The organism is Mycolicibacterium lacusdiani (genome assembly GCF_021916785.1).
GTDB classification, from domain to species: domain Bacteria; phylum Actinomycetota; class Actinomycetes; order Mycobacteriales; family Mycobacteriaceae; genus Mycobacterium; species Mycobacterium lacusdiani.
On the sequence record NZ_JAKCFC010000008.1, the window covers coordinates 66,177 to 79,628 of the forward strand.

Below are 13,452 nucleotides of genomic sequence, written 5' to 3' on the forward strand. Positions count from 1 at the left end.
TCAGTAACCGCGCGCCACCCCTGCCGGGGCGGCGCGAAGTTAGGGCACACTGAGACAGCCGTCCAAGTATCGGCAACGCATACTTGCTCCGGCTTCCTCAGGAGCCCTGAGAACAACCCCGACCAGCGGCCCACTGGACAGGAGAGACACCCGTGACGTACACCATTGCCGAACCCTGTGTCGACGTGAAAGACAAGGCATGTATCGAAGAATGCCCCGTCGACTGCATCTATGAGGGTGCTCGGATGCTGTACATCCACCCCGACGAGTGCGTGGACTGCGGCGCTTGCGAGCCGGTCTGCCCGGTCGAGGCGATCTACTACGAGGACGACGTCCCCGACCAGTGGAGTGCCTACACCCAGCACAACGCCGACTTCTTCAGTGAACTCGGCTCGCCGGGTGGTGCGTCCAAGGTCGGCCAGACGGACAACGATCCGGCGGCCGTCAAGGAACTGGCTCCTCAGGGCGAGGGCTGACGCCCCCGTTCTCGATGCCCCGCCGCGTCTCGGCGTCCCTACCGGTCTTCCCGTGGGACACGCTCGCCGACGTGACGGCGGTGGCACGCGCACACCCCGACGGCATCGTCGATCTGTCGGTGGGTACCCCCGTGGACCCGGTCGCCCCGGTGATCCGGGATGCCTTGGCGGCGGCCAGTTCGGCGCCCGGCTACCCGACGACCGCTGGCACCGCCGCGCTGCGGACGGCGATGGCGACCGCGCTCGAGCGGCGGTACGGCATCACGGATCTCGCCGACGGTGCCGTGCTGCCGGTGATCGGCACCAAGGAACTCATCGCGTGGCTTCCCACGCTGATCGGGCTCGGGTCCGATGACACGGTCGTGGTGCCCGAGCTGGCGTACCCGACCTACGACGTCGGCGCGCGGCTGACCAACGCCCACGTCGTGCGGGCGGACTCGCTGACCCAGATCGGCCCCCGCTCGCCCGCGCTGGTCTTCCTCAACTCGCCGAGCAACCCGACGGGCGCCGTGCTCGGCGTCGACCACCTCCGCAAGGTGGTCGGCTGGGCCCGCGACCGTGGCGTGCTGGTGGCCTCCGACGAGTGCTACCTCGGCCTGGGGTGGGAGGCCGAACCGGTGTCCGTACTGCACCCGTCGGTGAGCGACGGCGACCACACGGGTCTGCTGGCGGTGCACTCGCTGTCCAAGACGTCGTCGCTGGCGGGATACCGTGCCGGTTTCGTCGCGGGCGATCCGGACGTCGTCGCCGAACTGCTGGCCGTACGCAAGCACGCCGGGATGATGGTGCCCACGCCCGTACAGGCAGCGATGGTCGCCGCGCTCAACGACGACGACCACGAAGCCTCGCAGCGTCGGCGCTATGCCAACCGCCGCACCCGCCTGCTCCGTGCGGTGCGCGACGCGGGCTTCACCGTCGACAACTCCGAGGCCGGGCTCTACCTGTGGGCGACGCGCGACGAGCCCTGCCGGGACACCCTGGCGTGGTTCGCCGACCGCGGAATCCTGGTGGCGCCCGGCGAGTTCTACGGCCCGCGGGGCAGTCGCCACGTGCGCATCGCGCTCACGGCGACCGACGAGCGCATCGACGCTGCCGTCGCCCGCCTCGCCGCCTGACCGCCTGCCCTCGAAGGACCGTCAGCGAGCCGTCGCCCGCAGGCTGAGCGAGAGCACCAGCCGCACATCGGGATCGGCGAGCGACGTGCCCAGCTTGTCCTCGACGCGCCGGATGCGGTACCGCACGGTGTTGGGGTGGACGTGCAGCCAGTGCGCGGCCGCCGCCACGTCGCCGAAGGCATCGAGGTAGGCGCGCAACGTGTCCGCCAGCGCGGGATCGTCGTCGCGCAGGGCGCGGATGCGCGGATCGACCAGGCGCTCGTCGGCGGCGACCATCGTGACGATCTCGTCGAGGACGACGGTGGTGCGTGCCTCGTCGAGCGTGGTCACGCGACCGAGGGTGCCGGGGTGGCGGACGGCGCTGTCGAGCACGCGGTCGACTTCGCCGCGGGCCGCCGCGACCCCGGCCAGACCCGCACTCGGCGAGGCGATCACGGCGCGCAGTTCGATGCCCAGTTCCGCGTGCAGCGCACCGATGGTGCCGCGGATCCACGACGGCACCGACGCCCGGCCGGTGTCCGGGAACAGGACGTACACCCGCGACCCGGCGCTCGCGACCTGTGCGTCGGGACGAAAAGCACTGGCGCTCAACGACAATGCGTTCGCCAGACGGGCCGCCTGGGGTCGAGCGCCGTCGAAGCCGATGACCGCGGGCCGACCGTCGGTGGCGATGCCGAGATCACGCGCCAGGTCACCAATCCCGGTGTTCGCGGTGCGCAGACCGAGGAGTTCCTGCACCAGCGCTGCATGGGTCGACGGTGCGGCGGCCAGTCGGGCCACGATGCGCCCCGCCAGCACGGCCGCGCCACGCAGCACCTCGTCGACGTCCCCGGCGAGCGGCCGCGACCCCTCCTGGAGCCAGATGGTGCCCGCGAACCTCGGCGCACGGTCTTCGGTGGTCTGACGGTGGATGCCGACCGCCCGGCGTGGCCGCAGCCCCAGCTCGGGGCGCGCCTCGACGCGGACCACGTCGCCGGCTCGCACCGCATCGAACACGCCCCACTGACTCAGCAGGGCAAGGTGATCCGGTGGTCCCGCCCGCCCGAGGATCGAGAGGCGGCGTAGTTCGTCGGCCTCGTCGTTGGACGCCGAGTACGCCAGCACGTGCGAGCCCTCGTCCTCGATGCTCACCATCCCGTGGGTGCGGTCGGCGATCGACTGCGCCAGGCCGAACAGGTCGGTCCCGCTGTCGTGCAACGGGTCGGCGCGGTCACCGTGGTGTTCGAAGACGTGGTCGACGAGGCGGTACAGCCGTTCCCAGCGGGCTCTCGGCTCGACGGCGACCACCGCAGTCCCCGCGGCGATCGCCCGGGCGGTCACGGCGTCCGACGGTTGCTTGACGAAGATCGCGGCGGGCACCCGGGGCGCCGCCTGACGCACCAGCCAGGCCAGCACCTCGTCGTCCCCGACGCCGAGGAGCAGGAACACGTCGGCCGACACCGACGCCGCGGCCACCCCGAGTCGCACGTCGTCCGAGTCGATCAGCGCCGCGGAGGCCACCAGAAGATCAAGACCGCGCGGCGCCTCCACCAGCGTCACCATCGTGGCGTCGAGCGCGAGCACCAACTGGCCGAGACTGACCCCGGACCTTGCCATGTTGTCCGATGCTACTGGCTAAGCGCGTAACCATTGTCCGATCAGCCAACAATTCGAGGGTGCCGATGCGCGATGGTGTGAGCATGACCACATTCACCGCCATCACCGACGTCCCGATGCCGGTCAACGAGCCCGTACGCGACTACGCCCCCGGCAGTCCCGAGCGGGACCGTCTCACCTCCGCACTCGCCGACCTCGCCGCCGCACCCATCGACCTGCCCCACGTCATCGGCGGCCGCCACGTCATGAGCGACGGCGAACGCTTCGACGTCGTGCAGCCGCATCGCCATTCGAAGGTCCTCGGCACCCTGACCAACGCCGGCCACGCGGAGGCCACCGCCGCCGTCGACGCCGCCATCGCCGCGAAGGACTCGTGGGCGGCTACGCCGTTCGACGAACGCGCCGCGGTCTTCCTGCGCGCGGCCGACCTGCTGGCGGGGCCCTGGCGCGAGAAGCTCGCCGCCGCCACCATGCTCGGCCAATCCAAGTCGGCCTACCAGGCGGAGATCGACGCCTCCTGCGAGCTGGTCGACTTCTGGCGGTTCAACGTGGCCTTCGCCCGGCAGATCCTGGCCCAGCAGCCCATCAGCGCGAGCGGCGTCTGGAATCGCACCGACTACCGGCCGCTCGAGGGTTTCGTCTACGCGATCACCCCGTTCAACTTCACGGCCATCGCCGGCAACCTGCCGACGGCACCCGCCCTGATGGGCAACACCGTGGTGTGGAAACCGTCTGTGACGCAGACGTTCTCGGCCTACCTGACCATGCAGCTGCTGGAGGCCGCGGGCCTGCCGCCCGGTGTGATCAACCTCGTCGCCGGTGACGGGTACGCGGTGTCCGACGTCGTGCTCGCCGACCCACGGCTGGCGGGCATCCACTTCACCGGCTCCACCGCGACGTTCCAGCACTTGTGGCGCGAGGTCGGGACCCACGTCGACCGCTACCGCACCTATCCTCGCCTGGTCGGGGAGACCGGCGGCAAAGACTTCGTGGTGGCCCACGCGAGCGCGCAGCCCGACGTCCTGCGCACCGCGCTCATCCGCGGCGCGTTCGACTACCAGGGGCAGAAGTGCTCGGCTGCGTCCCGGGCGTTCGTGCCCCGGTCGGTATGGGCCCGCATGGGCGACGACTTCCTCGGCGCTACCGAACAACTCAGCTACGGCGACGTGACCGACCTGTCCCACTACGGCGGTGCGTTGATCGACCGGCGGGCCTACGACAAGAACGTCGAAGCCATCGAACGCGCTAAGACGGCGCACGTCACCATCGCCGCAGGCGGCGGTTACGACGACTCCGAGGGCTTCTTCGTCCGGCCGACCGTCCTGCTGTCCGACGACCCCACCGACGACGCGTTCAGCCGCGAGTACTTCGGGCCGATCCTCGCCGTGCACGTGTACGACGACGACGCGTGGGACGACGTGCTCGGCCTAGTCGACGGCGGGTCGGCCTACGGGCTGACGGGTGCGGTCATCGCCGACGACCGCGCGGCGGTGCAAGACGCGCAGAGCCGATTGCGTCATGCGGCAGGCAACTTCTACGTCAACGACAAGCCCACCGGTGCCGTCGTTGGGCAGCAGCCGTTCGGCGGGTCGCGGGCGTCGGGAACCAACGACAAGGCCGGGTCGCCGCAGAACCTGCTGCGCTGGACGTCGGCACGGTCGATCAAGGAGACGTTCGTCCCGGCCACCGATCACGTCTACCCCCACATGGCGGTGAAGTGATGGCGGGCGTATTCGGCAAGGTGGCCAGGCCTGCGATCCTGGCGGCGAGTCGTTCGACGGGGCTGCGTCGAGTGGCCGAGCGCCTGCCGGTCACGCGCGACGTCGTGCACCGCTTCGTCCCAGGGGAGTCGACGTCCGACGTCCTCGAATCGGTTGCGATGCTCCGTGATTCGCGGCGGCTGGTCAGCGTCGACTACCTCGGCGAAGACGTCAGTGATGCCGAGGCGGCCGACGCCACCGTGCGGGCCTATCTCGAGCTGCTCGACGCGTTCGGCAGGCGGGACGAGGCGGGGACCGGTCCGCGGCCACTGGAGGTGTCGCTGAAGCTGTCGGCGCTCGGTCAGGCGCTGCCGCGCGACGGGGAGAAGATCGCCTACGAGAACGCCCACGTCGTCTGCGCCAAGGCCCGCGAGGTCGGGGCGTGGGTCACTGTCGACGCCGAGGACCACACCACCACCGACTCGACCCTCTCGATCGTCCGCGACCTCCGTACGGACTTCGAGTGGCTCGGCACCGTCCTGCAGGCCTACCTCAAGCGCACCGAGGCCGACTGCCGCGAGTTCGCCGCCTCGGGTGCGCGGATCCGTTTGTGCAAGGGCGCATACGACGAACCGGCGACGGTCGCGTTCCGGGATCGGGCCGAGGTCACCGACTCCTACCTGCGGTGCCTACGGGTTCTGATGGCCGGCAACGGCTACCCGATGATCGCGTCGCACGACCCGGAGATCGTCGCCGCGGTGCCGGCGTTGACCGCCGAGTTCGGCCGCGGCGTCGACGACTTCGAGTACCAGATGCTCTATGGCATCCGGGATTCCGAACAGCGCAGACTCGCCGATGAAGGCCACCACGTCCGGGTGTACGTGCCGTTCGGCAGCGAGTGGTACGGCTATCTGGTGCGTCGGCTGGCCGAGCGGCCCGCCAACCTGACCTTCTTCCTCCGGGCACTGGTCGACTGACGCGGCTGCACCAGACCGTCGAGACTGCTGAGAGATCGCGAATTTCGTCGTAAACCCGATCTGACAGCAGTCTCGGCGGCTACGGGCACTGCGCGTAGACGTGCCCCGACGCGCCCGGCGGCACCAGGTCGCGGTCCCGCAGGATGGTCAGCGGCGCGCGGTCCGGCGCATCGCACACGTCGTCGAACGGCTCGGGCAGGTTGTCGGCGTACTCGATCTGCAGGACGCGTGGACCGTAGGCGTCGGCGTAGGCCGCGCATTCGTCGTACGCCGCGCACTCCTCGACGACGGCGAAGTCGAAACCGAGGTCCCGGCGCCCCGTCCCAGCCCACTCGGTGGCGTTCTTCTGACCGATCGCCAGGCCGTGCTCGTGGGCCAGTGCGACGTACGCACGGGCGAGGTCGAACGCGCCGGCCCGGTCGATCCCACCGAAGCGGGTGAACGTATCGAGGTTGTCGATCTCGACGGCGTCGAAACCCGAAGCGGCACAACCTTCCACCACCGGACCCAGCACATCGAGGATCGCCGCCCGCTGCTGCGGTGTCGACGGGTCCAGGACGTACTCGTCGGGCCAGTCGGGGTCGACGACCGGTGACCCGGAGGCGTCTCGCAGCACCGCGTCGCCATGCCGCGCCAGCCACTCGTCACCGTCGCCGGGCTGGGTCTGGAACCCGTTGACGTAGCAGATGCCGTAGGCACCCTGCTGGGGCCGCTGCGACGCGTCGCGCGCGACGACCGACAGGCCCGGGACGTCGTACGCGCCGCCGAGCTGATAGTCGAACGACCCGGTCTCCGGCGGCAGCCGCACCGCGTCGGCAGTAGCGCTGGCGCAGCCGGCCAGCACCGCCATCGCGGCCACGGCCGGCCAGAGTCGGTTCACGCCAGGTCTCGCTCCGCGAGCCGCAGCAGCGTCCACGCGGCGAGGGTTTGAGCGTCGGTGATCTCTCCGGACAGCATCATCGCCTCGATCTGTGCGGTCGTGAACCAGGCGCTGCGCATGTCTTGCTCCTCGTGTTCGCGTTCGTGCTCACCTTCGGTGAGGCCCGTGGCGAGCCACACCCAGCCCCGCTGGCTGCTCATCCCCGGCGCGACGTCGAGTTGACCCAGCACGACCATCGAATCGGCCCGCAGCCCCGTCTCCTCCCGCAGTTCCGCGGCGGCCAGGTCGGCGGCGGCGGGTTCGTTCCCGTCGAGCGAGCCCGGCGCGGTGCCCTGCGGAAACTCCCACCGCCGCAACCCGATCGGATACCGGAATTGTTCGACGAGGCGGAAGCGGTCTCCGTCCCGGGCGACGACGAGGGCATAGGTCGGCTTGTCGACCACGCCATAGATGCCGGGGGAGCCGTCGGGGCGGCGGACGTCGTCCTCGCGCACGACCATCCAGGGGTTGCGGTAGACCTCGCGCGTGGCGAGGCACTCGATGGGATCCACCCGATCAGTATCTCGTCCGGCAGCGGATCCGGCGTAGCCTGCACACGTGCTGCTCACTTCGCTGAACCCCGCGGCCGTCGCCGGAGGGGCCGACGTCGACGACGCCGTGCGCATCGGAGGCGCCACCCTGAGCCGCAGCGATCTCGTCGGCGGCGCCACCTCGGTGGCCGAGCGCGTCGCCAGCCAGGTCGGTGCCGCGCAGCGCGTCGCGATCCTCGCCACGCCCACCGCGACGACGGTGCTGGCCGTCACGGGCTGCCTCATCGCCGGCGTGCCGTTCGTGCCGGTGCCCGCCGACGTGGGGGCTGCCGAACGCCGACACATCCTGACCGACTCCGGCGCTCAGGCATGGCTCGGCGAGGTGCCCGCGGAGCCGGAGGGGTTGCCGCACATACCCGTCCGGTTGCACGCCCGGTCATGGCACCGGTACGCCGAGCCGCCGCCGGAGGCGCCCGCGATGGTGATGTACACCTCGGGCACGACGGGTCTGCCCAAGGGCGTGGTGATCAGCAGGCGGGCGATCGCCGCCGACGTCGACGCGCTGGCCGAGGCCTGGCAGTGGACGCCCGAGGACACCCTGGTGCACGGCCTGCCGCTGTTCCACGTGCACGGCCTCGTCCTCGGTCTCCTCGGCTCGCTACGCGTCGGCAACCGCTTCGTGCACACCGGGAAGCCGACGCCCGCCGCCTACGCCGAGGCCAACGGCACGTTGTACTTCGGGGTTCCGACGGTGTGGTCGCGGATCGTCGGCGATCCCGGTGCCGCTCGGGCTCTGTCGTCGGCGCGGCTGCTGGTCTCGGGTAGCGCAGCGCTTCCGGTGCCGGTGTTCGACGGCCTGGTCGCCCTCACCGGTCACGCGCCGGTCGAGCGGTACGGTGCCACCGAAGCCCTCATCACGTTGAGCACGCGCGCCGACGGCGAGCGCCGCCCGGGCTGGGTCGGTACCCCGCTGGCCGGCGTGTCCACCCGGCTGGTCGACGAGGACGGCGCCGAGGTGCCGCACGACGGCGAGAGCATCGGGCGGCTCGAACTCACCGGCCCGACACTGTTCGACGGCTACCTGAACCGTCCCGACGCGACCGCCGACGTGCTGACCTCCGATGGCTGGTACCGCACGGGCGACGTCGCCGTGATCGACGCCGGTGGCATGCACCGCATCGTCGGTAGGGAATCGGTCGACCTGATCAAGTCCGGCGGATACCGCATCGGTGCCGGCGAGATCGAGACGGTGCTGCTCGGTCATCCCGACGTGGTGGAGGTTGCCGTGGTCGGGCTGCCCGACGCCGACCTCGGTCAGCGCATCGTGGCCTTCGTGGTCGGTGCCGCCGAGCCCCAGGCGCTCATCGACTTCGTCGCAGCCGAACTGTCGGCCCACAAGCGGCCGCGCGAGGTGCGCATGGTCGATCGTCTGCCGCGCAACGCGATGGGCAAGGTGCTCAAGAAGGAGTTGTCGTGACGCTTCGATTCAGCGACGTGTGCATCGACGCCCGCGACGTGCGGGCGCTCGCGTCGTGGTGGGCGACGGTGCTGGGCTGGCCCGCCGAGGACGCCGACGACGGCGACGTCGTGCTCCGGTCCCCGGAGGGCGGACCGAATTGGCTGTTCCTCGAGGTGCCCGAGGACAAGACGGTCAAGAACCGCATCCACTTCGACCTCGTGCCCGACGACCAGCAGACGGAAGTGGACCGGGTCGTCGGGCTCGGCGCCCGTCACGTCGACATCGGCCAGGGCGACGAGTCATGGGTCGTGCTGGCCGATCCCGAGGGCAACGAGTTCTGCATCCTCTCCGCCCAGGGCTAGAGGTCCGAGGGCCGTCTGCCCTCGACGAAGAGGCACGTGGGCCAGAGGTCGCCCGGCCCGCCCTGACCCAGAAGCCAACTGTCGCCACACGTTCCGTACGCGGTGTCGGAGTCCATGGCGACGGTGGTGGCGTAGTTGGCCGCGCTGCCCGGACCCTCCGGGGTGACGACGATCCTGGCCGTCGCACCGTCACCGAATTCCCCGCCGTCGAGCGAGAATTCGAAGCTGTCCGCGCCGACGAACCCTTGATTTGGTGTGTAGGTGAACGATCCATCGAGGTTGATCCGAACCGTGCCGTGGCGCGGCTTCACGTACAGCCGTGCCTTCCCGTACTCCGCGTACTGCGTGTTGGCGAGCAGGCCGAGTGAAGCCGAGACCGTGATCGTCTTGTTCTTCCCAACGGTGTACTGCTTGTCGAGTTCGATCGGCGTGGGGTCGTAGACGCTGATGCTCACCGTCGCAGTCGCGACGTTGCCTGCGCGGTCGGTCACGGTGTAGTCGAACTGGACGAATCCTTGATAGCCGGCGTCGGGGGTGAAGACGATGGTGCCGTCCTTCTGGACCGCCGCCGTGCCGCCGGACTCGGGCTGCGAGCCGATCGTGACGGTGAGCCGAGGATCCTCCCAGTCGTAATCGTTGCCCAGTACGTCGATCGCCACTGCTTCGCCGATCGGCGTCGACGCCGAGTCGTCGTTCGCGGTGGGTGGCATGTCTGGCCGGGTGAACGTGATCGTGACCTCGGCCTCGCTGGTCCGCCCGCTCTCGTCGGTGATGCCGTACCAGAAGCTGTCGCCAATGGCGTTCGCGCCGTTGGAGCGATACGTGAACAACCCCGTCTTGGGGTCGTATTCGACTGTGCCGTGGGAGGGTCCGGAGACGACGCTGATCCCCAGGTCGTCCTTGCGGGGGTTCGTGTCGTTCGCCAGGGGATCGATCGTGACGACGCCCCCGTCGACCACCGTCGCCGAGTCCGGGCGCGCAGTGGGTGCGGTCGACGGCAGAACGGTCACGGTGATGGTTGCCTCGACCGTGTCGCGTCCATCGGACACCTGGTAGGTGAAGGTGTCGACGCCGACGAACCCACGTGGCGGAACGTAGTAGACGACGTTGTCCTGGGTCAGTTGCACCAGGCCGCCACTGCTCGCCGGGCCGACTCCGACGATCCGCAACTCGTCGCCGTCGGGATCGGTGTCGTTGAGCAGCGGGGTGAGGTCGAGCAGCAGATCCCCGTACTGTGCCGACCCTTCTTCTCCCTGATAGCTGTCGTCCACCAGGATGGGTGCCCGGTTGGGTGGGGTGTCGACGTACAGATTGACGAAGGTCGTTCTCTCTGCGCCCAAGTCGTCTGCCACGGTGTACTCGAAGTGGTCGAAACCGATGTAGCCGGTATTCGGTGTGTACGTGAAGGAGCCGTCGGGATTGACGGTCAGGGTTCCGTAGCTCGTCGGCGTGAAGGAGACGACGGTGAAGGGATCGCCGTCGGTGTCGAATTCGCCGGCCAGCAGTCCGTGCTCCGCATCGACGACGAGTGGCACGTCTCGCACCGTTGTGTATGAGTCGTTCGTCGCAGTCGGGGCGTCGTTGAGCACGGACACCGCGATGGTTCCGGTGCCTGCCAGTCCCGAGCTGTCCGTGACGGTGTAGGTGAAGGAGTCGTCGCCGACGAAGCCCACGTTCGGCGTGTACGTGAATCCCGTTGCGGCGTCGTAGGACACCGATCCGTTGGCCGGTTGCCCGATCACGGGACCGGTCAACCCCGGACTGTCGTAGTCGTAGAAGAAGACGCCGATGCCGACCGGGACGTCGTGACGCGTGGTCGCGGTCGTATCAGTGACGTACGGGGGGTCGTTGACCGCGACCACGTCGATCGCGACGGTGTAAGTGGACGTCGACGTTCCGTCGGAGACGGTGTACGTGAAGACGTCCGGGCCGTTGGAATCGGCCCGGGGAGTGTAGGTAAAGGTGCCGTCCGCTTCCGCGACCACCGTCCCCAGCTTCGGGGGATCGACCAGTTCGTAGGTCAGCGTGCCGCTGATCCCTGCCGTCGGCAGCGTGCCCGACACCGGGGTGTCTTCCGCGGTGGTGACGACGATGTCGGGCGGCAGGTCGATCGGGTCCGCGTCGGCTGCCTCGTCGGCTTCCCTGCGGGTCCACGCCAGCACGGCCCACAGCAGCGGCGACGCGGCGGGTGCGCCGGGGCCGGGCAGGACGAAGGGGGCGATCGCCGCCGCGAGGAGCGTCGCCACCGCGGGCGGCGGATCGGCAACGGGGGGAGTGGGCTCGGTCGCCACGACTGGTTCGGGCGTGCTGATGGACACCGAAAGCGGCTGTGCAGCAGGGATGTCGACGGTTTGGTCCGCGGTGGCGGGAATCGGGTCGTGGTCGATGACTGGTGTGTCGTCGTGCACGGTGCCTTGGCGGGGTGGCGTCTGCTGCGGTGCGGTGTCGTTCGACTCGTTCTTCGGACGCGCGTCTTCTGATCCGGATCGCTCGACGGGGGCGGCGGCAGGCTCGGTCTCGAGCACCTCCTCGACCTCGGTGTCGGCTTCTGGTTCGGCATCGGCGGTGTGGGCGCCGCCCGTATTGCTGAAGTTCATGTCCGGCACGTTGGGCTGCCCGGAGTCGGTGGTGGTCGACTCGGACGGACTCGACGACGGCGCGTCACCGGCGGCGGCCGCGTCGGTGGACGTCTGGGCACCGTCACTCGACGCGTCCGACGCCGACGGCTGCGACGCCGAGTCCGACGCGTCGGATGTTCCGTCGTCGGCGCGTGCGAGACCCGCCCCGCTCGTCGTCGCAACGGCTGCACCGATGCCGAGGGCGACCGCGAGCGCGCCGATACGGCCCACGTACCGGGCGTACGTGCCGAGGTTCGGCTCGATCGGAACCGCTCGATGTCTGGCTGGTGCGTGCACGACGGGTCCGCCTCTCGGGCGGGTCTGAGCAGGTCGCCCGCGTGTCGCAGAACTTACGCGACGGACAATTGCTTCGCTGGGCAAACGCAGAAAGTTTCCTTCGACAACACTCTGCGGTTGCTCGGCGAGCGCGTCGATGTGGCGCGGCAACTACGGTGGGGGCGCTCAACAGGCTTATCGGACGATTGGTACGAATTGTGAATGGAATCGCGCAGGTGTCTGCCGGTGTCATTCTTCAGTAGGGGCAAATCATTTGCCGAGCTAGGAAAACCTGCGGTTTGTGGCACGTCGAGAGCGAGGGGGGCCCGGCAAGTCGTCATTGCCCAAGCGCTCGCTCGTCGGTCGCGAACGTGACGCTGGGGTCACCACGGCAGCCCTGTGCGACTCCAGCGTCACGCTCGGCCGGGCTAGTCCCGCGTGACTCAGTTGGCGTGCAGGGCTTCGTTGAGCGTGATGCCGGTGCCGTCGCGTTTGACGACCTCGACCGCGCCGGACAGCGAGTTGCGCCGGAACAGCAGGTTGTTGGCGCCGGACAGCTCGATGGCCTTGACCGTCTCGCCGTCGGCGGTCGTCACCTTGGTGCCGCCGGTCACGTACAGGCCGGCTTCCACGACGCAGTCGTCGCCGAGCGAGATCCCCAGGCCGGAGTTGGCGCCCAGCAGGCAGCGCTGGCCGACCTTGATGACTTCCTTGCCGCCGCCCGACAGCGTGCCCATGATCGACGCGCCGCCACCGACGTCGGATCCGTCGCCGACCACCACGCCCGCCGAGATGCGGCCTTCGACCATCGACGTGCCCAGCGTGCCGGCGTTGAAGTTCACGAAACCCTCGTGCATGACGGTCGTGCCCTCGGCGAGGTGTGCGCCGAGTCGGACGCGATCGGCGTCGGCGATGCGAACGCCCTTGGGCAGCACGTAATCCACCATGCGGGGGAACTTGTCGACGCCGTACACCGCGACGGTGCCGCGCTTGCGCAGCCGGGCGCGGGTCAGCTCGAACCCGTCCACCGAGCAGGGGCCCTGGCTGGTCCAGACGACGTTGGCGAGCAGGCCGAAGATCCCGTCGACGTTGGCACCGTGCGGCGCGACGAGCCGGTGGGAGAGCAGGTGCAGCCGCAGGTACGCGTCGTAGGCGTCGACCGGCTTGTCGTCGAGTGACGCGATGGCGGTGCGCACGAGCACGACGTCGACGTCACGGTCCTCGTCGCGACCGGCGAGCGCGGCCAGGTCTTCGGGCACCTCGGCCACGGACAGGCGCGCCGTGCCCGCCACCTCGTCGTCGGACAGCTCCGGGGCGGGGAACCACGTGTCGAGAACCGTTCCGTCGGCGGCGATGGTCGCCACGCCGACGCCTGATGCGCTAGTCACGCTGTCAGAGGCTACTGGAGCCGGTTCCCCAGTCGCTTCGCTCCCGGCCGCCGCGTCTATTCCCAAGTCGCTTCG

The 13,452-nt window shown here is 69.6% G+C and carries 11 protein-coding genes; 6 read left to right on the forward strand and 5 right to left on the reverse strand.

All coding sequences use genetic code 11. The features are described from left to right. Positions 1-152: 152 nt before the first annotated feature. Together fdxA and dapC are read left to right on the forward strand one after the other, a co-directional pair. Entirely contained in the window at positions 153-476 is a 324-nt protein-coding gene (gene fdxA, locus LOK44_RS21865; protein ID WP_163923658.1) for a ferredoxin, read from the forward strand. A 14-nt stretch (positions 477-490) separates the two neighbouring features. Beyond that, positions 491-1,591 carry a succinyldiaminopimelate transaminase gene (gene dapC / locus LOK44_RS21870; RefSeq protein ID WP_237572200.1) on the forward strand — a complete coding sequence of 367 codons (1,101 nt, stop codon included), beginning with the start codon at positions 491-493 and terminating at the stop codon, positions 1,589-1,591. A gap of 21 nt (positions 1,592-1,612) precedes the next feature. On the opposite strand, the gene LOK44_RS21875 is transcribed toward dapC, so the two are convergent. Further along, complete coding sequence (locus LOK44_RS21875; RefSeq protein WP_237572201.1) at positions 1,613-3,187, reverse strand: PucR family transcriptional regulator; 1,575 nt, start codon at positions 3,185-3,187, stop codon at positions 1,613-1,615. 83 nt (positions 3,188-3,270) lie between these two features. Here LOK44_RS21875 and pruA point away from each other — a divergent pair, with 83 nt between their 5' ends. Both pruA and LOK44_RS21885 read left to right on the forward strand, forming a co-directional pair. Then, on the forward strand, positions 3,271-4,908 hold the full coding sequence (gene pruA / locus LOK44_RS21880; protein WP_237572202.1) for an L-glutamate gamma-semialdehyde dehydrogenase: 1,638 nt from the start codon (positions 3,271-3,273) through the stop codon (positions 4,906-4,908). Then, positions 4,908-5,864 carry a proline dehydrogenase family protein gene (locus LOK44_RS21885; protein ID WP_237572203.1) on the forward strand — a complete coding sequence of 319 codons (957 nt, stop codon included), beginning with the start codon at positions 4,908-4,910 and terminating at the stop codon, positions 5,862-5,864. Before pruA ends, LOK44_RS21885 begins: the two co-directional genes overlap by 1 nt. Before the next feature lie 79 nt (positions 5,865-5,943). On the opposite strand, the gene LOK44_RS21890 is transcribed toward LOK44_RS21885, so the two are convergent. Both LOK44_RS21890 and LOK44_RS21895 read right to left on the reverse strand, forming a co-directional pair. Further along, the gene (locus LOK44_RS21890) at positions 5,944-6,744 is read right to left on the reverse strand and encodes an endo alpha-1,4 polygalactosaminidase (protein ID WP_237572204.1); all 801 of its coding nucleotides are present in this window, start codon (positions 6,742-6,744) and stop codon (positions 5,944-5,946) included. Then, positions 6,741-7,295 carry an NUDIX domain-containing protein gene (locus LOK44_RS21895; RefSeq protein WP_237572205.1) on the reverse strand — a complete coding sequence of 185 codons (555 nt, stop codon included), beginning with the start codon at positions 7,293-7,295 and terminating at the stop codon, positions 6,741-6,743. Before LOK44_RS21895 ends, LOK44_RS21890 begins: the two co-directional genes overlap by 4 nt. Before the next feature lie 46 nt (positions 7,296-7,341). Here LOK44_RS21895 and LOK44_RS21900 point away from each other — a divergent pair, with 46 nt between their 5' ends. Both LOK44_RS21900 and LOK44_RS21905 read left to right on the forward strand, forming a co-directional pair. Further along, the gene (locus LOK44_RS21900; protein ID WP_237572206.1) at positions 7,342-8,751 is read left to right on the forward strand and encodes an acyl-CoA synthetase; all 1,410 of its coding nucleotides are present in this window, start codon (positions 7,342-7,344) and stop codon (positions 8,749-8,751) included. After that, a complete protein-coding gene (locus tag LOK44_RS21905) occupies positions 8,748-9,095 on the forward strand; it encodes a VOC family protein (protein ID WP_237572207.1) in 348 nt (115 codons plus the stop codon). The genes LOK44_RS21900 and LOK44_RS21905 overlap by 4 nt, the downstream gene beginning before the upstream one ends. Here the strand turns inward: LOK44_RS21905 and LOK44_RS21910 are convergent. Continuing rightward, entirely contained in the window at positions 9,092-12,010 is a 2,919-nt protein-coding gene (locus LOK44_RS21910) for an Ig-like domain-containing protein (protein ID WP_237572208.1), read from the reverse strand. The two genes, LOK44_RS21905 and LOK44_RS21910, sit on opposite strands and share 4 nt — an antisense overlap. Positions 12,011-12,432: 422 nt before the next feature. Next, the gene (dapD, locus tag LOK44_RS21915) at positions 12,433-13,377 is read right to left on the reverse strand and encodes a 2,3,4,5-tetrahydropyridine-2,6-dicarboxylate N-succinyltransferase (RefSeq protein WP_237572209.1); all 945 of its coding nucleotides are present in this window, start codon (positions 13,375-13,377) and stop codon (positions 12,433-12,435) included. Positions 13,378-13,452 lie beyond the last annotated feature (75 nt).